This window comes from Shewanella sp. H8, assembly GCF_040285065.1.
Classification (GTDB): Bacteria; Pseudomonadota; Gammaproteobacteria; order Enterobacterales; family Shewanellaceae; genus Shewanella; species Shewanella polaris.
Genome location: NZ_CP157213.1, coordinates 4088226 through 4110668, shown reverse-complemented (window position 1 = coordinate 4110668; position 22443 = coordinate 4088226). Strand labels below are relative to the sequence as shown.

General features: G+C 40.1%; 13 protein-coding genes and 1 pseudogene. 4 read left to right on the top strand and 10 right to left on the bottom strand.

Annotation, left to right across the window (positions count from 1 at the left end):
- Nucleotides 1-24: 24 nt before the first annotated feature.
- The 3 genes from ABIS04_RS17900 to ABIS04_RS17890 form a co-directional block, all read right to left on the bottom strand.
- On the bottom strand, nucleotides 25-3087 hold the full coding sequence (locus ABIS04_RS17900) for an efflux RND transporter permease subunit (protein WP_350431951.1): 3063 nt from the start codon (nucleotides 3085-3087) through the stop codon (nucleotides 25-27).
- Between the two features lie 11 nt (nucleotides 3088-3098).
- Nucleotides 3099-4193 (bottom strand): biotin/lipoyl-binding protein, encoded by a 1095-nt coding sequence (locus tag ABIS04_RS17895; RefSeq protein ID WP_350431950.1) that lies wholly within the window; start codon nucleotides 4191-4193, stop codon nucleotides 3099-3101.
- 570 nt (nucleotides 4194-4763) lie between these two features.
- Nucleotides 4764-5105 (bottom strand): helix-turn-helix transcriptional regulator, encoded by a 342-nt coding sequence (locus ABIS04_RS17890; protein ID WP_137224815.1) that lies wholly within the window; start codon nucleotides 5103-5105, stop codon nucleotides 4764-4766.
- A gap of 151 nt (nucleotides 5106-5256) precedes the next feature.
- On the opposite strand from ABIS04_RS17890, the gene ABIS04_RS17885 reads away from it, so the two are divergent.
- Nucleotides 5257-6240 (top strand): SLAC1 anion channel family protein, encoded by a 984-nt coding sequence (locus tag ABIS04_RS17885; RefSeq protein ID WP_137224817.1) that lies wholly within the window; start codon nucleotides 5257-5259, stop codon nucleotides 6238-6240.
- A 10-nt stretch (nucleotides 6241-6250) separates the two neighbouring features.
- Here the strand turns inward: ABIS04_RS17885 and ABIS04_RS17880 are convergent, their stop codons facing one another.
- The 4 genes from ABIS04_RS17880 to yjgA all read right to left on the bottom strand — a co-directional run bounded on the left by ABIS04_RS17880 (nucleotide 6251) and on the right by yjgA (nucleotide 11174).
- Nucleotides 6251-7141 carry a LysR substrate-binding domain-containing protein gene (locus ABIS04_RS17880; protein WP_206194435.1) on the bottom strand — a complete coding sequence of 297 codons (891 nt, stop codon included), beginning with the start codon at nucleotides 7139-7141 and terminating at the stop codon, nucleotides 6251-6253.
- 299 nt (nucleotides 7142-7440) lie between these two features.
- Entirely contained in the window at nucleotides 7441-7842 is a 402-nt protein-coding gene (locus ABIS04_RS17875) for a hypothetical protein (RefSeq protein WP_137224819.1), read from the bottom strand.
- A gap of 287 nt (nucleotides 7843-8129) precedes the next feature.
- Nucleotides 8130-10610 carry an Ig-like domain-containing protein gene (locus ABIS04_RS17870; protein ID WP_140235292.1) on the bottom strand — a complete coding sequence of 827 codons (2481 nt, stop codon included), beginning with the start codon at nucleotides 10608-10610 and terminating at the stop codon, nucleotides 8130-8132.
- A gap of 30 nt (nucleotides 10611-10640) precedes the next feature.
- A complete protein-coding gene (gene yjgA / locus ABIS04_RS17865; protein WP_140235291.1) occupies nucleotides 10641-11174 on the bottom strand; it encodes a ribosome biogenesis factor YjgA in 534 nt (177 codons plus the stop codon).
- Between the two features lie 159 nt (nucleotides 11175-11333).
- On the opposite strand from yjgA, the gene pmbA reads away from it, so the two are divergent.
- Nucleotides 11334-12713, top strand: coding sequence for a metalloprotease PmbA (gene pmbA / locus ABIS04_RS17860; protein ID WP_350431949.1), 1380 nt, complete (start codon nucleotides 11334-11336; stop codon nucleotides 12711-12713).
- Nucleotides 12714-12919: 206 nt separating this feature from the next.
- Nucleotides 12920-14290, top strand: a complete 1371-nt coding sequence (locus tag ABIS04_RS17855) for a hypothetical protein (RefSeq protein WP_140235289.1) — start codon at nucleotides 12920-12922, stop codon at nucleotides 14288-14290.
- 192 nt (nucleotides 14291-14482) lie between these two features.
- On the opposite strand, the gene ABIS04_RS17850 is transcribed toward ABIS04_RS17855, so the two are convergent.
- Entirely contained in the window at nucleotides 14483-15922 is a 1440-nt protein-coding gene (locus tag ABIS04_RS17850) for a methyl-accepting chemotaxis protein (RefSeq protein WP_140235288.1), read from the bottom strand.
- 589 nt (nucleotides 15923-16511) lie between these two features.
- On the opposite strand from ABIS04_RS17850, the pseudogene exeM reads away from it, so the two are divergent.
- Nucleotides 16512-18611, top strand: a pseudogene (gene exeM, locus ABIS04_RS17845) (extracellular exonuclease ExeM); the annotation flags it as partial.
- Between the two features lie 133 nt (nucleotides 18612-18744).
- Here the strand turns inward: exeM and ABIS04_RS17840 are convergent.
- Both ABIS04_RS17840 and ABIS04_RS17835 read right to left on the bottom strand, forming a co-directional pair.
- Entirely contained in the window at nucleotides 18745-20889 is a 2145-nt protein-coding gene (locus ABIS04_RS17840) for a TonB-dependent siderophore receptor (RefSeq protein WP_350431948.1), read from the bottom strand.
- Between the two features lie 347 nt (nucleotides 20890-21236).
- Nucleotides 21237-22340, bottom strand: coding sequence for a phosphoribosylaminoimidazolesuccinocarboxamide synthase (locus ABIS04_RS17835; RefSeq protein ID WP_350431947.1), 1104 nt, complete (start codon nucleotides 22338-22340; stop codon nucleotides 21237-21239).
- Between the last annotated feature and the right edge of the window lie 103 nt (nucleotides 22341-22443).

Here is a 22443-nt window from a genome sequence, read left to right as displayed (position 1 = left end):
ATTCACTTATGAAATATGAGGTGGTTATTTATCCCTATCGAATCCGTATGCAAACATTGGTACATACACTAGGGTGAGTAAGGTACCTACTATAAGCCCGCCGATGGCGACATCTGCCAGTGGTGATAAACGTTCTAGGCCAACGGCTTGTTCTAGTGCAATAGGGATCATACCGGCTATGGTGCCAAAAGCGGTCATCATTACCGGACGGAATCGGACACGGACACTTTCAACGGCACTTTCAAATGGCGATTCTTTTTTCCTAAAGTCTTGATAGAAATCGACCAGTAATACTGCGTTTTTAATGATGATCCCAAACAGCAGTAAGATACCGATTAAGCTTGGCATACAGCTGGGTTTGTCAAACAATAACATGCCCCATGAGGCGCCGATGAGGGATAGTGGCAAGACCACTATCATGATTAGGCCGAGCCCAACTGAGCGATAAATGACGATAAGTGTGATGGTTAAAATAACGATACCTGTTGCGATAGCTTTGATCATACGGGTAAAACTGTCATTTAAGGATATAATGTCGCCTTGCTGGGTAACGTTGTAACCAGCTGTATTCACAGTTTTTAGTGCTTCGATGGCATCACTAGTAATATGAGTTACCGGACGGGTTGTGCGGAATCCATTAACATCGATGCTGTATAACATCTGGTCACGTTCTATTTTTGCCTGGGTCAGATTATTACTGATTGTCGCTAATGCTGTTAGCGGTAATTCATCACCAGCGGGTGTTTGGATCAACATCGATTTTAGACTTTGGATATCCTCACTAAAACTTCCTTTAAGGTACAAGCGAACGTACTGAGTTGACATTGATGATAAGCTGCCGCTCATTGATAATATCCGACCGTTGATGGGTATTTGTTCGGCAATGGCTGCAGGTGTTAGCCCATAACTCAGTGCTTTATTGGTATCTATATCGACTTTTAACTCATTAAAATCACTTGCCCAGCTTTGGGTAATACTGGTTAATCCTTTTATAGGCGCCAGTGCTTGTGCAACTTTCTCGGCCATTTCGGGTAAGTTTTCAAAATCACTGGATGTGATACGAACGTCCAGTGGCGCTTTAATCGAACTCATAGGCGTTGCACCAAAATCATAAACTTCGACGGTTTTAATGCCTGATAAGGTGTGTAATTGATCGCGGATTTCATCTTCGATAGTCCATAGGGATTTTTTGCGTTGGAACCGATTGACGCAGTTAATGGTGATGATGGCTTCACTTGGTAAATTACCACTGCCTAATGATAATACCCCTGTTTCAGAACCGAAGGCGACTGAACTCATGGTGACTTCTGGTTGCTGATGTAACCAAGTTAAAAAGGGTTTCATTTTGGCTTCTGAGTCTTCTACGCGGTCATTGGCGCTGAAGACAATGTGGGCTTTGATAATCCCAGTGTCCATCGGCGGCATAGTGTCTTTGCCGATAATGGGCATAATGTTTGACACACTAATAATCAGTAAGGCCAGTACACCGACGGTTAACAATAGTTTGCGCCACACTGCGTAACGGCCATTGGTAAAATGCAGAATACTGATATAAGGGGCGACTAAGCGCCCGAAAGAGGCTTGGTAAAGTCGTTCAAAAAATTTTTCGATACGATTTTTTTGAGTACCATTTTTATAGAGGTATAACGATAATTTTGGAATAAAGGTTATTGATAGAAAATACGAAACGAGCAGTGCGATGATCAGTGTTGATATTAAGGGTCTAAAGATATGCTGCGGGAAATCACCGACAAACATCAGCGGAAACATGATTACGATGGTCGCGACGGTGCCGGAAAATATCGGAGACAGAACTTCTTTGGTACCTTCTTCAATCGCGGTGTTTAAATCCTCTTTGACCTCGCTTATATGCCGTTCGATATTTTCAAGAACCACAACTGCATCATCCACCAACATGCCGAGTGCTAAGATGATGGCGGTATAGACCACAATATTCAGCTCTCCACCGAATAAGTAAATAATTGCTATGGTGCCAAAAAAGACCAGTGGGATCGATAAGCCTGCAGCAATAATTGCACGGAAGTTACCGAGAAAAAACATCATTACAATCAGGGTATAAATAACGGCATCACGTAATGCTTCCAGCATATTATCGTTTGCGGTTTCGATGAGGTCGCGTTGAGTATCACTAATTTGAAATTCGATATTGGGGTATTGTACTTTTAGTTTTTCAAGTTCGGTCCGTGTCGCCTTGCTAACATCGAGTACACTGCCACCGGGAGTTCGTTGCACTGCCATGGCGATACCTTCTTTGCCGTTACCCATATAACCACTAAAGCGTTTTTGGTAACCCCATTTGACTTTGGCAATATCTTTTAAATGAACATTAGGCGCAACAAATATGTTTTTTACACTATCAATATCGGCATGATCGCCGTAATAGGTCAGAGTGAAAAAGCCATTTTTACCTTTAAGAAACCCTAGCGGCATATCTTTGTTTGTGGCAGTAATAACATTGGCGACTTTGTTAAAATCTAAACCATATTTTTTAGCTTTAAGTGGGTCAAGTTCGATATTAATCGCACTTTGATAGCCACCAAAAACTTCTACATTACCAATATCAGGTTTACTTAGAAGATAAGGCTTTATAAAGCTGTCGGCTATTTTACGTAAATCGGGTAAGGTCAAATTACTGTTTTTTGAAGATAATGTAATCACTTCGACAGGCCGAGTAAAAGCACCAGAAGTATAAATTGCTGGGTTTGCGCCAGCGGGTAATTTACTGCTTGCTATCGATAGTGCATTGTTAACATCAACCGCAGCAGCATCTAATCCTTTTTCATATTCAAACTCACCTTTAACAATAGAAAAGTTTGCCACATTAACCGAGCTAACTTCGCGGATCATTGCAAGCCGAGATATCTCCTCTTCGATGGGTTTGGAGACCGTTGATGCCGCAACCTTTGCTGTGGCGCCTGAGATTTGTGTGATGACGATAATGGTAGGACGATCTGAATCTGGGAATAGGTTTTTCGGCATGGAAATTAATCCCATTACGCCGATAATAAACAAAGCGATAATCAGTGCAAAAGTCAGGTAAGAACGGTGATAAAAATAATTAAACATTTTATAACCCTTTACGAATTAGCTCGGATAATAGAGATGCCCGTGAGCAGCTTAAGTAGAATGTCGGGTTTAGCAACGACATATTCATCGCCCGCTTTTATGCCGTCTACCAATAATCCTTCACTGCCTTCTGCGATAATGGTTACCTGGTGAGCCACCGCTGTATCGCCTTCGACAAGAAGAACATATTGTTTACCATTTTTTTGCAATACGGCATTTGTGGGTAATAGAATATTTTTACCGCGATACACAATCAGTTTTACTTCAACTCGGTTACCGGCCGATACGGTTGTTTGCAACTGGCAACTGTATTCGTTTAAGCCGTTATAAGTGCTGTTAAGTGAATGTACTGGGCAGTTTTGTTGTTGGTAAATAACGGCGCTAGGAATGACTTTATCGGAAACGCGCACCAGTAATCTTTTTGTGTTGCCACCGGATAAACTTAATAGTGATTTGCCACCAGTGGCAATGCCTCCCTCGGCGATAAAGGTTTTACTTACCACGCCATCTATTGGTGATTTTATGCTGGTATAACTGAGGTTGTCATCGATTTCACGAATATTTTGTTTTAATGCGGCCACGTTGTTTTTCATGCCTGCGATTGTTGATTCCATGCTCTCGATATTGGCATTATCAGTATCAATTTTGTCTTGTGAAACCGCTTGAATATCGAGCAGTTTCGTATTGCGTTTATAGCTAATTTGTAAACTTTTAAGATCGGCTTGTTTAGCTTTAATCTGATTGCCCATTTCTGCTATTTTAAATTCAAGACTTTTCTTTTGCGCCAATAGATCTCCCGCATCAAGTTCTGCCAGTAGATCACCTCGTTTAACATTGGTGCCACTGGTTACGATCATTTTTACACGTGACGTGACCTTTGAAGCTAAATCAACATTGCTATCACTTTGTACCTCGGCTAAATAAGGCAAGGTTAGCACCACGGTTGAAATGCTGGCTGTGTTTACCAGCACCACCAAGCCATAAGTTTTAGCAGGAGGAATGGATTGCATCGCTGTTTTCTTATGACTGATAATGGTTACACCCGCAATAATCAAAGCAATGACAATGAGCAAGGAGACAATTGTTTTTATTGATATGATTTTCATAAGTCTATTGTTCTTTATTAATTTTGTTGCCGATAAGTTAGTCACATTCGTATATGGCGAGCATCTTATATAACGAGTCAGTGAAAACTGAAATGAAGCGAATTTAAAAAATTAACAATTATTGAGTGTTAATTAAGTTAAAAACAAATAGTAACGCATGTAATTTTGATTTCATCACGCATGTTAAGCTCCTAATATTTAGCTTGTTCTGCACTTTGCTTTTGACTCGCGTCGACTTTGGCATGAAATACCAAGTGACTGACAAGAAATTTGTTACGATCAAGTTTCAATCCGACTTCAAATAATTTTGTAAGTTTTGCATTATTATTCCTGATGACGTTTCTTATCGTAAGTTAAGGCGTAAAAAACATAAAAAGGATGCAAATTTTTAGTTTTTAGTATCGGATAAACTGAATAATTTTATCCTGTTAGGAAATGTATATTATGTTTGGAGTTCTCATTCTTGAAAAGAAAAGACGATTCTCTTGGTATTGTTCTGATTTTATATCAGGTAGAAGTAATGAATCGGCATTAATAGGGAGTTCGGGCGGGGGGGAGTTTATTTGTGGGTTATAAATAATCTTCAGTTAACAGAATACTAAATGCTTTTAATTTTTCTTTATTAATGAAATAACACACTTTAGGTGGTGTCGATTCGGCACGAATAAGGCCTGATTTTTTTAACACGCGAAGATGTTCTGAAACGGTTGACTGAGCCAATCCGATATGGGGAACCAGTGCGCCATTTAAACAACCTCCCTCCCTGTCATCTAATTTTATTAGAATTTTTAAAATACGTAATCTAGCTGGATGCGATAATGCTTTAGCAATGAGGGCGAATTGTTGTTCTCTTGCCCGCTCATCCTCTGTGGTACTAAACATATCATTGGATAAATTTTGTTTAGACAGCATTTCGTTTTCCTCCGTAATTAGATGACATCATCGTTAAAGTACATTGAACATTATAAAAGTATGGCTTACAACTTACTATTAGACTTGACAAAAATAATGCTCAGGCGCTTAATAATCGTAAAATAACGATTAATAAAAGGGGTTGGGCTTGATGAAGTCTCAAGAGGTCGTTCAACAAAAACCTTCTAAGTTAAGAAATTTTGCAGTGATGTTATTTTCTTCAGTAATGGGGCTTTCTGGATTAACGCTGATGTATTTACGTGCCACGACCGTATTACATTATCCTCAGATTATTGGAGAAATTTTAGCAGGTGTAACGATACTTGTTTTTGCGTTGGTATCTATTACTTTTTTAATTAAATGTATTGTGCATAGAGATGCTGTGTTGGAAGAGTTACGACATCAAGTTAAATCAGTATTTTTTGGCGCTATTGCAGTTTCATTTCTGTTGATTGCCACTATTTTGGGTAACTTAGACCTCCCTGGGGCGTCAGTTATCTGGTGGATAGGAGCGATATTAGAGCTTTTTGTGACTTGTTATTGCTTTTCTTTTTGGATGAATAACGATATGCAATTACAACATGCAACACCCGCGTGGATGATCCCTATAGTGGGTAATTTGATTGCTCCCTTTGGCGGTGTCGGCATTGTACCTATTCCCGTATTGATGTTTTTCTTTAGTGTAGGGATATTTTTTTGGATTATTTTGCTGCCTATACTGATTAATCGTATTATTTTTCACGGTCCTATTGCAGAGCAATTTATTCCAACACTGTTCATTTTAATCGCACCGCCAGCGGCGAGCTTGATTGCATATTTAAATATAAATGGTAATCAGTTGGATTTTTTTGGGACCATGCTTTTTAATATCGCACTCATTTTTACCATCCTGATTTTCAGTATGTGTAGAAGCTTCTTGGGTAAAAAGTTTTATATTTCTGCTTGGGCCTATACTTTCCCTTTAACGGCAATGGCAGTAGCAACACTGGTTATGTTTGCTCAAACTGGTTTTGTTTTTTATGCATATTTAGCACAAGTGATGATTGTTGTTTCTACAATCATCATTGTTTGGGTTTTTTACCAAACATTAATACGTGTTTTTAATGGCAAACTATTTAGCCTGCCCCAGGGTTAAGAGGCGATAATTAATGGCTTTCATCATGAAAGCTTTTAAGGATCCAATCTATTAGCAATTGCACTTCTGGTCGCTGCTGTTCATTGGTGTGACGGGTGAGGTAATAGCGGTCATGGCTATAAAGTGGATGGGGAAATAATGACTGAAGGGTGTTGTTATCAAACCATGCCTGGCTAATGGGAAGCGGGATTAATGCCACTCCAAGTCCTTGTTCTGCCGCGCGCGCGACACTAAACATACTGTCTAATTGGATAATTTGTTTCGGCTGAAAACCATCAAATCCGACACTTTCAGCCCATTGATGCCATGCGTGTGGCCTAGCTTTATGCAATATTAATGGCACTTGAGTTAATGCTTTAAAGCCTTGCAATGATAACTCTGCATGGACTGATGCATTGCACGCCGGAATATAGGTGATTGGAAATAAGTCATACACATCTGCACTAGGCTGTTGCTTACCAGAGAGCATAATTGAGACGTCAGTATGCTTGATGGTGTCGATACGTGACTTGATGGTTTCTAATTTAAGATTGATGTTGGGGTATTTGGATGACCAACCAATGAGTTTGGGCATAAATAATTCACTGGCAAAAAATTCTGGCATCGAAATACTAACTTCTAACATGCGTTCTGATTGGCTAAATTCACTTACCGTATTCACCAGTTGCTGCATGATAGGTTCAACTTCTTGATAAAAGCGGATGCCGACTTCGGTTAATATTACTGCACGAGTTTGGCGAATAAATAGGGCTTGGTTTAATGAGCCTTCCAACTGCTTAATTTGATGGCTTACCGCTGAGGGAGTGAGGTAGAGTTTTTTAGCGGTTTCTTTAAAGCTCAAGCATTCTGCTGCAACACAAAAACAACGTAGGCCGCGCATAGATGTGTGTAAAGGGATCATTCAATTCTCAACAAGGGCTATTCATCAAGTCACTCTAGTAACGTTTACATAAAAGTGATGACACCAGTAATACACTCGATTAAGTGCTGACGAGCGGTAAGGTTATAATACTTGTAACAGCAAAGATTAGACCATACTGTAAACTATAGTTAAAACAGTCTATTAACTCATTTGTTATTTGAGCATTGAATTAATTTAGTGCCTTATTAAATAAGAGGTGCACTATAACAGTGCGAAGTTATTTGTCTTATAGTTTAGCAAGGAAGTAAGCAGGGCTAGCGCTTAATTAATGTGTCTAACTAGAAGTACAGTGTTTCTTGCTTGGTGCCATCGATAAAGATGTCGCATTTGTCTGCAGTGCTCGATTTTGCCGATTGAACAATGCTAGCAACAATACCAAAGCTTCCACCTTGATCTCCGAGTACCGAACCAAAGTAACAATCACCTTTAAACTTCATATCTTTAAAGTTGGCATTAAGGTTTTGAGTAGGAGTCATTGGCGGGAATCGACCCTGCATGATCGGATCACCATTGGCGGTCAGTTGCAGTTTATTTTTTTCTTTATCATAGGATCCACCAAGCACGATAGTTTGGTCATTGACGACAACCGTTTTGTTTTGAGCCACGATGGGTGGTTTAGCTGCACAAGCGGTGAGTAGTACGCCTGCTGATAAGATAGAAAGTAGAGAAATTTTGCGCATTATTATTCCTTAGTATGCGTCGAGAGTCATAAATCGGTCCCTCGAAATAGTAAACTAGCCCTGTTTACAGATGCTATTGATGGTATCGAAACGAAGGATGTTGTGCACTATTTACTAGTTGAACAATTTGTAAACTGAACATAAGGTCAGTTAGGGAAATAGCTCTTTATTTCAACAAAGTATCGATTTAATACCGTATAACATGTCTTATTGTATCAACATATTTGTTAATGCCAAGTATAAAAAAAAGCCTGCTTAAATAGCAGGCTTTAAGAACAATTTTTTGTTTATGATAAGGTCACATAAAACTTCAATTCAGTGACCACACCTTTAGGCGTAGTGGTTGTCAGTGTGACTTGGCTGATACCAGCAGTTCCAACATTTTCCAAGGTAAAGGACGTTGATGTCCCACCAGCAGCGCTCTTGTTTGGCACGGTATAGCCAGAGAATTGTAAATCACCTTCGGTGCTAGCAACGGTTAAGGTTGTACCAAAAGGTAATATTTGATTAGCGCTATCTGTGAGTACTACATCAAACTGAGCAGTTTCATCTAGTGCGATAGGCTGAATATCAGTGTCGTAATCATTAATGACAGTGCCATTTTGACTCACTACAAAATTGGCGTTAGAGCCTGACATTGTTAATACCAACGCTTTACGGATATAAGTGGTCATGGCATCGCTGTCACACAAGCTACCTTGGCACTGTGGGCCGTTAAATTTACTATCAGCCGCTTGGTATGTGTCACTGGCTTGAATATTAAAGTAAGGTTCACCTGATTGATGTGTGCCTGATTCATTATCATCTCTAAAGGCATCGGGTAAATCAACGAAGCCGCCGTCATGGTAGGTTTCTACATCCATACCATTGCCACTACACTCTACAGACGTTGTACCGCTTAAGCAGCCATTAACCACGCCACCATCGTCATCATCAAATACATTATTGCCATTGGTATCAAAAAAGGTTTCGTGTCCTAAGGCATAAGCTAAAATGGTGATGCGGTGATCGCTCACCCGAGGTGATGCAGAGGTCCAAGTGACTGAACATGTTCCGTTTACTATGGTACACGATGGCTCAATTTGGCCACCTTCTGCGGTAAAATTGATGGTGGTATCATCTGGTGCTGGGTTAGCAAAGCTGTCAGAGGCATAAGCTGTAATGGTGACTTCTTCACCATTGTTATCGCCAGCTTCTGGGTTACCGATTGATCTTGAAAGACTAAAACCTAACTGTTGCGGTAAACCGGTATTGACCGTTAGCTGCTCTGATTGACTGGTAATTGTTTTATTAGTGTCTACATCAGTGGTTGATACCATTACACGTACAGGTGTAGGGATCGTACCGGCTTGCACTCTGACACTCACTAAACCTTCAGAGTTTGTAATACTGCTGTCCGATACTTCACCATTAGCAAATTGTAAACCACCAACACTGGTATCTAAGCTGAAATTAACCGTTTGTTGTGCTGCAGGTTGGCCATTAGCACTGCTCACTAAGAAGGTCACTAAAGAAGACTCGGTGGTATCAGTACCGCCAGAACCTTTGATACGAATTTGGCTTGGTTCAGCAGAAACAAAACTGATATTAGACAAGGTTTGACGCGCTAACGTAAAAGGTATGCTTGCGCTTAAGCTAGTGTCGTTAACCGTTGCTGTTGCGATTATGGTATCACTGCGCTCACTATTACCGCTGCAACTAATATCTGAAAATGTGGAGTTTGCTGAGCCAGACAAGCTAGTAACTGGTGAGTCTAAGGTCGCATCGTCGCCGCTGGTACAGTCTGAACTAAAACTAATACTGGTTGGACTTTGCAAGCGTGTAACTGCGCCATCGGAGCTCTCCGTTATCAGAGTAGCTGTAACTCCAAATGTGCCACCTGCGCTAATGGTATAATTACCATCGCTATCAGCAACAAGTGTTGTCGCTAATTCCCCCTCAACAAACTCGTCATTTTCATCATACGCTCCTATCTTCACTATGCCATCAATAGCAATGTCGTCACTTGCTAATACTTCATAAGCACTGGAGCTCGTGAGGGTTGTGTCTTCGTATTCGGTTGTGACCGTGAGTAAACTTGCACCCAGATCTGAATCTGACGGCGTAAAGTTAAGGGTGGCAATACCAGAGGTTTTTGTTAGCGCTGTTGCTGGGGTTAACGTCGCGCTACCTGCATTAAATGTCACAATTTGGTTGGCAATACCTTGATTATTACTGTCAGTAATCAAAGCGTTGAGTTGAACGGTATGATCAACATTAAAGCGTGTAATAGGGCCCGTTGCATCGCTAATTGATGCGGTTATGTTAAGTGCTTCAACTGGGGCTGTGGTGTTATATTCTTTAAATTGGTAATTACGACTGTCGCTAACAGAGTCATCATCATCTGATGTGTAGCTCGCTGTTAAGGTATCAGCTTCTGTGCTAGTGGAGCTAACTATCGTCGTCGCAATGCCAGAAGATGAAGTTAATACAGAAGATTGGCTTAAGCTGGCATTGGTGGTGCTAAAGGTAATGAGGGCTCCACTGACATTAATATTGCCTTGCTTAAGCTGAGCCACAGCACAAAAACTCTTATTAATATCAAAAATGAGTGAACTAGTACTAGCATCACATTGGCCATTAATGACATCTTGGTAGCTAACCGTAATGCTAAAACTACCATTTAATTCAGGGGTATCGGTACCATCTGCGGCACCGTTACAACCTGTAAAAAACACCATTGAAACTAATGATAACAACAGTGTGCGAATTACCATTTTAAGCCGCATTAGCAACATCCTTATTCTCTTTAAGCCGTATTAGTCTTTAATTTCAGATCGTAAATATTTGAACAATTCTTTTGATGATTTTGATTCCGTTCCTTTAGACAGTTCTTTATTAGCTTGGCGGATCAGCTGACGCAATTTTTGACGTTCAAATTGTGGATGTAGATCCAGTAATGTTTGAATTTCATCATCACCATTAGTTAATAAACGCTCACGCATTTTTTCGAAAATCTGTATTTGCGCGGCTTCATTATTGTTTTTGTTTAACACTTTATCGAGTGCTGCTTCAATAGGTTCATGCTCAAATCCGCGCATCAATTTACCAATGTATTGCATATGGCGGCGATAGGCTTCGGTTTTTTGTTTAATCAGTTTTGTTTTTAGAATCGCATCATATAGAAACTCATCTAAACCCATTTTGTCTAATTGAGTTTTGCTCAGGGCAATCAAACGCATACCAAGTGCTTGAGCATCCTCACTTTCTTTTTTTACACCTGTTCTGCTGACATAGTTGTCATCATTATCATAGGGTTGTTGAAATAGCTCTGAATCGCCAACAATTTTCATAGTCATAAACCTCAAGTCAATATGTGCTAATGATAACATTTATTTGGCCCAGAATATGCAGAATTTATTGGTGAAAGGTTGCGATATAAATGCCCTGTTATCAATCGCCAATTGAATTTGATATGCTAGCGTCAATTAGACTAATCAAAGAGTAAATTTGTGGCTTCTCATCCTTCTTCAGCGCCAGGCGCAAGTGAACCAACACCTAGAATTGATTCTGAATTAACGGCATTAAAAGACGCTGTATCTGTCGCACTAGAATACGCGAAAGAGTTGGGTACGACAGCCGCTGAGGTGGCCATTAGTAAGCAGCAAGGTTTATCGGTTTCGACCCGTGACAAAGAAGTTGAAACGGTTGAGTTTAATAAAGATGGTGCCTTAGGCATTACTATTTTTAGAGATGGCCGCAAAGGAAATTCGTCCACATCAGATTTAAGCCCTGAGGCTATTCGCCAAGCCGTTAAGGCGGCTGATGGTATTGCAAAATATACTTCAGAAGATCCTTTTAGTGGCTTAGCCGATCCGGCCTTGATGGCACAAGATATTCGAGACTTACAGCTATACCATCCGCAAGATATTGATGCTGAAGAGTTAGCTCAGTTAGCGATACGTGCTGAGGAAGCGAGTTTATCAGTTGATAGCCGTATCCGTAACTCTGACGGTGCAAGTGCTAATGCGCATACCGCCGCCAGAGTTTATGGTAATAGTCATGGATTTTTGAATGGTTATTGTAGCTCGCGATACAGTTTAAGTTGTGTTGTTATTGGCGAAGAGTCTGATGGCAATATGCAACGCGATTACGACTATACCGTTGCTCGTAAATATCAAGATTTACTGTCACCTGAAGCGGTAGGATTACAAGCAGCCAACAAAACCTTGAGCCGTTTGGATGCGCGCAAAATTGCTACAGCGAAAATGCCGGTATTATTTGCCCCAGAAATTGCTACTGGCCTAATGGGGCATTTAATTGGTGCAATTAGTGGTAGCAGTATTTACCGTAAGTCGAGCTTCTTGATGGAAGCACTGAACAGCCAAATATTTCCAGACTGGTTTAGCATTGAAGAACAACCACATTTAATTGGTGCATTAGCGAGTGCCAATTACGACAGTGAAGGTGTAGCGACTCAAGACCGTCGTATTATTGATCGCGGCCAGCTAGAGACTTACTTGTTAACCAGCTATTCCGCTCGTAAATTAGGTATGACCAACACAGGGCATGCAGGCGGTATTTATAACTGGACCTTGAGCCACACCAATCAAACCTTTGATGACTTAGTGAAGATGATGAATACCGGCTTAATTGTTACAGAAGTGATGGGCCAAGGTGTTAATGGCGTCACCGGTGATTATTCTCGCGGCGCGGCAGGTTTTTATGTTGAAAACGGCGAAGTGTTATATCCCGTAGAAGAAATTACCATTGCTGGCAATTTAAAAGACATGTTTATGGGTATCCAAGGTGTCGGTAAGGATCGCGATTTACGTTCATCAATCCGTACTGGTGGTATTTTACTGAACGAAATGAAAATTGCTGGTAACTAAATAGGCTAAAAAACCTAGCTTAAAAACAGTTAACTTAAGCCAGACTTCCAAATGATTAACCTCTTATCAGCAGATAAGAGGTTTTTTTATAACCAAAATAGTCAATCTTGACGATCTATATATTTACTTTACCTTTCTTGACAGTCGTTTACGCATACAAAGAGTCATAATACTGCAAATGTAACTAGGTGGTTAATGGAGTAATTATGTTCAACAAGAAAGTAAGTCGATTGATAATGATATCAACAGTTGGAGCCTTATTATTTGGCTGTGGATCGGATGATAGTAGCGATAGCAGTTCTGACTACGCTTATGTGCAATATTATAATGGATCGCCTAATAGTACTTCTACATCGCTAGTACTTGACGACTACTCATATACTTCAATCGATTTTGCTGACGCTATGCCGCGTTATGGCTACAGCACGGGCGATGCAGATTTAGAAATTTATGGTCAAGATGAAGATGGTGAAACAGTATCTATTTACAGTGATACTGTTGACATGGATAACGATGATAACCATTTATTTGTGTTATATGGTGATTATTTAGATCCACAATTACTGGATATTAATTACAATCGTGAAGATATGGATGATCTTAACGCAGATGATGATTATGAGTACAGTAAAATGCAGGTGCTTATTGCCAACGTAGCAACTGATGAAGGCACATTTGATGCGTATATTTCACTTGATACTCAAACCATTGATGACGCGGTAATGTTAGGCAGTGTAGGGTACGGTAGCTACAGTGATTCAACCATTCTAGATACCGAAGATTACATTGTCTATCTGACCGACACAGGTACTAAAGATGTAATTTATACCACTGGCAGCATGGATCTAACCACGGAAACCGTTTATAAATTGGTTATCCGCAATAGCTTTGGTGCTGGTGATATTAAAGTGAACATCGACAGTGTTGACTCGACCACTACGGTAGATAATTATGCTGCGTTGGAAGCAACTGCAGACTATCGAGTATTTAATGGCCTTGAATCTCAAAGCATTGATGTTGATATTGCTAGTCAGCAAGAAACTCAGTATTTATATGATATTTCGCCGTTTACAGTATCTGATTACCAATCAACTTCGTTTAACGATTACGGGATCACAGCAAAAGATGCTACAACCAAAACGCAATTATTTAATAACTTGTTAGTGACGTTTGAACAAGATGATGTGAAATCTTTGCTTGTATATCAAAACGAAGACGGTTCAGTGGAAGGAATGGAAATTACTCAAGACCTGCGTCCCCGTGCTTATGAATACAAAGTTGACGTAGTCAATTTATCTTATGACTATGATGATCTGAGCGTGTATTTTGTGCGTGCTTCAGAAACCATTGAAACCGCAGAATATACCTTGACTGACTTAGACTTTGTTGAAGAACAGAGTACAACCTTACCTGAAGATTTTTATGAAATTAACATAGTGTATGAGGCTGATAATGGCACTCAAACACTCATTTATCAGTCTGATTCTTTAGATATAAGTGGCGACAGTAATTTTACCTTTGTACTGACGCCTGACAGCACAAGTGCATTAGGTCATAGACTGACGTCGTTAGAATAGTATTGAGTACATAAGCAGTGAATTAATCCACTGTTGATACAACAAAAAAACCGATATCAATGATATCGGTTTTTTATTGATTGGCGGTTAACCCGTTAAGCTATTTTGCCAAGTTTACTTAACGCACATATTACTTTCATATGAATATGTTCATTTAGCAATTATATGCAGCTAAACATATCCATTGATAAGTTAATTGGTGCGGTATTGGCTTAATATTTTACCTAAATCAACAGATGCTTTTGATAATGCTTTCACACCATTTGAAGATTGTTGAGATAAGCTTCTAATAATATTAGATTTCTGTCTTATGTCTGCCAGCTCTTTAGCTATATCATTGGCCACAGCACTTTGTTCTTCTGATGAGGTTGAAATTTGGAAACTCATGTCCATAATTGAACGTGATGATTCAGAAATCGCATTAACATCGGTACCAATATTAGTAATTAAATCGCTGCTACTTTGTGCTTGTTTAACAGTATCTTGAGTAATAGTGTCAATATTAAGTGTTTCACTTTGCAGTAATTCAATCATTTTATGGATTTGAACCGTTGCAGCTTGAGTACGTCCTGCAAGGGTTCTGACTTCGTCAGCAACCACTGCAAAGCCACGACCCATTTCACCCGCTCGTGCCGCTTCAATGGCAGCGTTTAATGCCAGTAAGTTGGTTTGATCTGAAATGCCATTAATGGTGGTGATGACTTCATTAATGTTAGTTGCGTTGATTTTTAATGTGTTAACCGAGCTCGATGTTTGTTCAATGTAGGTCGATAGCTGCTTAATTTCACTAATCGCACGCTTAGCTCTATCATAGCTTTGACGCGTGTATTCTGAATCTTGTTCAACACGTTGAGTTGAATTTCGGGCAATATTCGATACTTCAGCTGCTGATGCCGTCATTTCTTCCATTGCAGTGGCTACCGAGTCAAGAGAAGCATACTGTAAATCAATTTGTTCTGCACTTTGTAAAGCTTCATTGGCAAATGAGCTGGACGTTGTTTGCAATGTCTCTGCACTTTTTTTCACCGCCACAACAAGCTCAGTTAATGTATCCATTGCTCTATCTAGTGCACAACCAATGGTGCCAAACTCATCGCGACCAGGGTGGAAACCTAAACGAGAAGTTAAATCACCTTTGGCAATTTTTTCCGTGGTATTCCATAACACCCACAAGGCACCGCCAATGAAGGTAGCATTCCAGTAAAGTACGAGACTAAAAGGCAATATCCATAGGAATGATAGCAACAACGATGTTAATGCCGCTTGTTTAGCATTGGCTTCTTGATCATAGACGGATGCAGTCAATGTATAAAATTTACCGTCTAGTCCATAAACTGCAGTAATGGTATCTTGTTGCCGTGAACTGTTTTGAGAACGTGTAGATACTTGTAAGCCTAAGTTTGCAGCTTGATCTAATTGATTAGTCGTATCAAGAGCCTTTACGGTAGCGGCGGCTTTTTGCTCTAAAACATGCAGTGATTGCTGTTCAATATTGTCAATTTTATTAAGGTAACCACTAATCGATACACTTGATAAAATGATGAGGAACAGTCCGAAAATAACCAAAAATTTATCATTAATGGACATTTTGATGAAAATTTTATCGATATTTCTGAAATCAACTTCTTTCATGGTTGTGTACCTAAACCTGTGAATACAATAAATGGCAAATAACTAGATGAGCTTTTAGTCTTTTGGTACTAAATAGTTAGCTGAATAGTCTTTTGCAGTGACCAAAATGATATTGATGTAGGATCAATATCGACAATAAACCTAATGTCTTAAGTGTTTTATTGTTTTTTATGGGTGGCTTATTTAGCATGCTATACAGCAGCCATACTAGCCTAATCATTTGATAAAATCCCTAATATTTTTTAACGACATGATGGGGGAATAATCATATTAAACAGTACGTTGTTCTTTTGTTGAGATTTTATATAGGCTTGTTTTCATCTTAATGCTTGTTTCTTAAAAGTTATTTTAACATTTGTTTTTCACTGTTCAGCCAAGTGTATTATTTTATTATGTTAATCAATTAGATAGCTATTTTTCTTGCCTCATTTATGTGATCAATATGCTGTATTATGTAAACGAATTTTGGGACAATCTTGCCGCATATTACAAAAAAATAGCATTTTTATTACAAATATGGGGTTTATAAATGAAAGGACTAACTAAACTAACGGTGGTTTCACTCGCCGTTGCCGCAGCATTGCCAATGATGGCTAATGCTGATGCATTGATTTCGTCGGACACAGCAGCATTTACTTGTGATGGTGCCACACTGACCAGTATTTACGATGTTCAAGGCGCTGGTGAGTCAAGCCCGTTGATTGCTGATGGCAGTTTTGCATCGGTTAACGAAGTGACAGTAAAAGGAATCGTTACTGCTAGAAGTGACAGCTTATACAAAGGTTTCTTTATTCAAGATGTTGAAGGCGATAACTCGCCTTATACTTCAGACGGTATTTTTGTCTACCTAAACCAAGCTGCGCCAGATACGATTCAACCAGGTACTGAAGTGTGTGTACAAGGTAAGGTAAATGAGTATTACGGCTCAACTCAGATTGACCTAAAAGCAGATCAAAAGTTTGAAGTAGGTGCATTAGGAGATGTTCCCGCAGGTGTTGAGTTTTATGTAGCAGATGGCGAAACCTTAGCACAAGCATTAGAGCGTGTAGAAGGCATGAAAGTGAAGCTGGATGTCGGTAGCGAGATGAAAGTCACTCGTACTTTTAGTTTCGATTATGATTCATACCGAAACAATATGGTGTTGTCACATAAAGCACCATTAATGAAGCCAACCCAAGTGTTTGAACCCAATTCAGCAGAGGCTATTACCTTGGGTGAAGCTAATGCGGTAAACCATTTATTAGTCGAATCTGATTACAAGGCTAACAACGGCGAAGTACCTTACTTCCCAGATTTTAATGCCGAAACGGGTTACATCCGTGTCGGCGACCAGCTAACAAACCTTGAAGGTGTGATTGGCTATAGTTACAACGCATACCGTCTTTTAGCGACTAACACGATTACCGCAGGTGATTTTATTCGTGAAAATGATCGTACTGATGCGCCTACCGTGGCTGACATGGGCGATATTCGAGTCGCTAGCTTTAACGTATTGAACTTTTTTAATGACGTGGTTGGTGGCGATGCAAATCCTACTGACAGCAATCGTGGTGCGACAACAGAAGATGAGATGGTATTGCAGCGTACTAAGATTGTGACAGCGCTAGTTGCCATGAATGCTGATGTTGTTGGCCTGATGGAAATAGCTAACAATGGTTTTGGTGAGCTCAGTGCTATTCAAAACTTGGTTGATGCTCTTAATGCAGAGCTAACTGATGAGCAAGCGTATCGTTTTGTTGAAGTTGAAGATGCCGACAAGTATGAAGGCAAATATATAGGTAGTGATGCTATTACAGTCGGTATGTTATATCGCCCTGATCGCATTACCTTAGAGGGTGCAGCAAAAGTGATTGCTACGCCAGAGCAACATGCCGCAGAAGGTGCTGAGACTCGTGAGCAAGATGGCGTGGTTGAGCAAAGCCCTAGTTATGATAAGTACCAACGTCACAGTCTATTACAAACTTTTACCATTAATGATGAAAAACTGACTGTTGTGGTTAATCACCTGAAATCGAAAGGTTCAGGTTGTATTGAAGAGTGGGCTGATTTTAACGAAGATTCAGAACCTGCTGACATGCAAGGTAAGTGTAATGCGTTCCGCGTATCTGCTGCCAAAGTATTGGGTGATTCACTCAAAGATGTTGATGGTGATTTACTGGTTATTGGTGACTTAAATGCATACGGTAAAGAAGATCCTGTCGCAGTATTAACTGACTATGATGCGTCAACTACTGACCATGTTATCCGCACCGCGTCTTGGACAACTTTAAACGGTAAAGTATACGAACGTGAAGGCAGTGTGATTGATAAAGGTTATGGGTTAATTAACTTAAATACTCAAGCACATGGTGCAACAACATACTCATATAGCTACAGCGGTGAATTAGGTAACTTAGATCATGCCTTAGCCAATGCTAGCTTAGCAGCTAAGTTAGTTGATATTGACGATTGGCACATCAACTCGGTTGAATCTAATTTATTTGAATATGGCAGCAAGTACACTGGTGACTTGGTTAAATCTGAGAATGCATTTTCTGCCTCAGATCACGACCCTGTGATCATTGCATTAAGCTATCCTGCGCCAGTAACACCTGAGCCAACTCCAGAGCCTGTTCAAGACAGTGATGGTGGTAGTTTGGGTTACTTTGCGTTGATGTTATTAGGTGCATTAGGTTTACGCCGTCGTTAATGTTTACCAGTGATTAAAACACTAATAAAAAAGATGACTGTAAGGTCATCTTTTTTTATTGAGTCAGTGATAAGTGTCATGAACAGGTAAAATTACCGGCTAAATAGCACTTATTAATTCGTGACGCAGTGGCTTACATTTTCCATGTTAGCGTCGCGCTGTAATTGGCTGGCGCACCGTAATAACCTTGGGCCCAATATAAACTGTTGATGTATTTCTCATCGCCGACGTTATTGGCATTAACTGCTAGGCCTAAATTTTCGCTGATTTGATACTTCGCCATTAAATCGATAACTGCATATGCATCTTGTTCAGTAATGATTTCAGCACCTGCATTATCAAAACCGACAGCTACCACGCCTTGATCGCGTGAGATATCGTCTTGCCAACGCATGTTCATACCAACAGAGAATCCTTCAATGGTTTCAAAGTCATAGGTAGCTGCAAATTTGAATAACTTACTCGGAGTATAAGCCGTAACCGTATCATCACCTTCGATATCAAAATCGGTATAACCAATGCTGACATTGAGTCCTGAATAAATCTCACCCGCAATATCGATTTCATAACCTTTGCTGCTAATACCTTCTGAACCATAATAACGCTTCAATTCTATCGGCAGATCCGCTGTGGCAGGATCAGGCAGAGCAATATTGTTTTGAATCACGTCAAAATACGCGAGGCTGGCAATTAGGCGACCATTAAATAGCTCACCTTTAATACCTATTTCGCGGCTTTCACCCGTAATAGGGTCAAGAAACACACCGCTAGTGTCTGGATCTGTTTGTTGAACAAAGGTTTCGGTATAGCTGGTGTAGGCAACTAATTCAGGCGTAAAACGATATACCGCACCTAAATATGGAATAAATTTTTGGTAGTCGGCATCTTGATCAACTTCATAAGAAATCCCTTCGGCTTGCCAGTCGTTGTAGCGACCGCCAACAATGACGTGTAAATCGTCAACAATGCTAAAGCGGCCAGTAAAATAAGCAGCTTGTTGTTTGCGTTCTACATCACTACCACGTAAACCGTCGGTAAAAGTTGGCTTAGGAGTATTACCATCCCAGGTATTGAGATCGGGCATCGCAGGGAAGCCATTACCTGTGGTGTAGTCGTAAAGTGAGCTGTCGGTATAGCTCATTTTTGAGTAATTTACTCCAGCAACAAGCTGATGTTCACGACCAAATAAACTGAAGTTACCATCAATATAAATATCAACTAAGTCGCTTTTGTCATCAAAGTCGTATTCACTTCCATAACCTGTTAAGCCAAGCTCAGTGTCTTTATCTGGTGTGCCATATACATAAAACAACTCGGTGTCTTCATCGGTGCTTTTATGAGAATAAGTGGCACGTAAACGCCAGTCATCATTAAAGTGATGACTAAGCTCTAAAACGGTATTATTTTTGACGACTTGCCAATTTGACCAATCTGCCGAAGTATTGGTTGAACGATCATAATTGGTCGCACTGCCGTCTGAGTAAAATAACGGTAACGCGCCCCAGTTATTACCCGTTGCATCATTATTCATGTAGCTGTGGCTTAATGACAGGCTGGTATCGTCAGAAAGGTTTGCTTCTAAAAACACATAGAAAATATTTTTTTCAGTTTCGTAGCGGTCTAAATACGAATCTTTACTTTGAGTGACCGCAACCGCGCGTGCTGCAAAGGTGTCATTAAGTTGAACTGAACCATCTGCTTCTAAGCGGGTATTATTAAAACTACCATAGGTAGCATTAACTGACAGTTGGTTGTCTGCGGTTGGGCGTTTACGAATAAAGTTGATTGTGGCAGAAGGATTACCTACACCGGTCATTAAGCCGTTTGCACCACGGATCACTTCAATACGGTCATAGATAGCGGTATCTTCGTCGGCATGATTATTACCCGATGTTAGCGGTAAACCAATACCATCGATTTGGAAGTTGGTGATGTCAAAACCACGCGCGGTGTAATAGGTGCGGTCAGTCTCAATGCGCTCAACGTTAACGCCTGTTGCGCTGTCGAGTGCTGAGTTAATGTCGTGCAGTTGGAAGTCTTGTAGTTGGGCATCGGTAATAACTGAAACCGATTGAGGAATATCAATAATATCCAAGTCTAATCGTGATGCGCCACTGGCTGAATGAGCATTATAACCCGCGATATAACTGCCAGTGACTTCGATTGTTTCGATGTTTTCTTTTTTGTTGCTTTCATCAGTGACTGTGTCGGCTGCAACAGCCTGTTGACTGAAGCTAATAGCGCATAATATTGCTAAACTAATTTTATTTAATTTCATGGTGTTATCATCTTTAACTGCTATGAACGAATCCATGTTCTGTGTGTTATGAGTGTTGGTTTTTGAGTTTCAATTATTTAACAGTCAGGATAATACAATCGTTTCAAATGAAAATCATTATCATTTACATTTGTAGGTTTTGTAAATTATCTCAATTGCTGGGAATTTTTTGCTAGGTGATACAGTCGTCGATGATTAATGCGACAAAAAAGATTGTTAAGTTGTGCTGAGGCTATTTTATGGGGAAGGGGATTTTCTCTGCGTTCATGCACATAGCATGTCATTGATCTTGATTAATGAACATAAAAAAAGGCGCCTAAGCGCCTTATTATTAAATCTAATCAGTCTTATACTATTAAATCATACTGTTCACGTAATACGTTAATAATGTCTGCTTTTGGGTTAGTAGGTAATGGAATACTTGCGCCAGTCACTTTTTCTGCAACACCTGTATAAGTCCGCGATACGTTCATCATGGCTTCTAACGGTAAGTCGTTATCACGGGCAAGGACTTCGCGCTCTGGCATTCTGTCTTTGTTTAATAAAATGTCCGCATCGTCGAAATGGTTGAGTAAAAATTGACGGAAACCTTCTTTTGAATTTTCAACAATTTTACCTTCGCGATAAGCTGCGCCATCCCAAATACGCGATGAATCGGGAGTACCCACTTCATCCATGTAAATCAGTTTTGACTGGCCGTTTTTATCGTTAACGTAACCGAACTCAAACTTGGTATCGACAAAGACTTGATCAAGCTTTGCTAGTGCATCTGAAATCACCTTAAAACCTTGCTTGAGCAGTGTTTCATATAGGTCGATATCCTGCGGCTTTTCAAAACCGAAAGCTTGGTAGTTGGCTTCAATGTCGCTGCGGCTAATATTAACGTCATCTTGCGCTGGTACGCCCGGGATACCGGTTAAAATACCTTTAGTTGACGGGGTAATTAGCAACTCAGGCAGTTTTTGATCTTTTTGTAAGCCTTCTGGTAGTGTGATACCGCAAAAAATTCGCTCACCTTTTGAATAAGCGCGCCACATGGAACCAGTAATATACTGACGGCAAATGGCTTCTACTTTTATGGGACGGGCTTTTTGAACTATCCATACAAATGGGTGTGGAATATCTAAAATATGGCTGTCAGCTAAACCATTTTCGGCAAATAAACCAAACCAATGATTTGAAATAGCATTCAGTGCAGCGCCTTTACCAGGAATACCTTGCAAATTACCTTCGCCATGGAAAATACAATCAAAAGCGGAAATTCTGTCGCTGATCACCATAATTGCCAGCGGCGTATTTTCAGGCACATCGTAACCTTTATCACGGATGAGTCGACGGCTATCTGCATCTGTTAACCAATACACACTGCGCACTTTGCCACTGTGGACAGGTTTGTCGGTACGAATAGGTAAATCATTGTTCACGGCAAGAACGGAATCGGCAAGACTCATGCGAGTGTTCCTTAGGTTATATGGCATATAGGTTTTTTATGGCCACTATTTTACCTGCATTAACGGGATTTGCCACGTAAAAAGGAGGTGCTGAAATAGGCTT

What these genes read in the sequence shown, in the direction of transcription:
- ABIS04_RS17875 (WP_137224819.1), bottom strand. Translation starts at nt 7,842, where the DNA reads ATGCGCAAAATTTCTCTACTTTCTATCTTATCAGCAGGCGTACTACTC.
- ABIS04_RS17850 (WP_140235288.1), bottom strand. Translation starts at nt 15,922, where the DNA reads ATGAAAGAAGTTGATTTCAGAAATATCGATAAAATTTTCATCAAAATG.
- ABIS04_RS17855 (WP_140235289.1), top strand. Translation starts at nt 12,920, where the DNA reads ATGTTCAACAAGAAAGTAAGTCGATTGATAATGATATCAACAGTTGGA.
- ABIS04_RS17900 (WP_350431951.1), bottom strand. Translation starts at nt 3,087, where the DNA reads ATGTTTAATTATTTTTATCACCGTTCTTACCTGACTTTTGCACTGATT.
- ABIS04_RS17895 (WP_350431950.1), bottom strand. Translation starts at nt 4,193, where the DNA reads ATGAAAATCATATCAATAAAAACAATTGTCTCCTTGCTCATTGTCATT.
- ABIS04_RS17880 (WP_206194435.1), bottom strand. Translation starts at nt 7,141, where the DNA reads ATGATCCCTTTACACACATCTATGCGCGGCCTACGTTGTTTTTGTGTT.
- ABIS04_RS17840 (WP_350431948.1), bottom strand. Translation starts at nt 20,889, where the DNA reads ATGAAATTAAATAAAATTAGTTTAGCAATATTATGCGCTATTAGCTTC.
- ABIS04_RS17885 (WP_137224817.1), top strand. Translation starts at nt 5,257, where the DNA reads ATGAAGTCTCAAGAGGTCGTTCAACAAAAACCTTCTAAGTTAAGAAAT.
- yjgA (WP_140235291.1), bottom strand. Translation starts at nt 11,174, where the DNA reads ATGAAAATTGTTGGCGATTCAGAGCTATTTCAACAACCCTATGATAAT.
- ABIS04_RS17835 (WP_350431947.1), bottom strand. Translation starts at nt 22,340, where the DNA reads ATGAGTCTTGCCGATTCCGTTCTTGCCGTGAACAATGATTTACCTATT.
- ABIS04_RS17890 (WP_137224815.1), bottom strand. Translation starts at nt 5,105, where the DNA reads ATGCTGTCTAAACAAAATTTATCCAATGATATGTTTAGTACCACAGAG.
- ABIS04_RS17870 (WP_140235292.1), bottom strand. Translation starts at nt 10,610, where the DNA reads ATGCGGCTTAAAATGGTAATTCGCACACTGTTGTTATCATTAGTTTCA.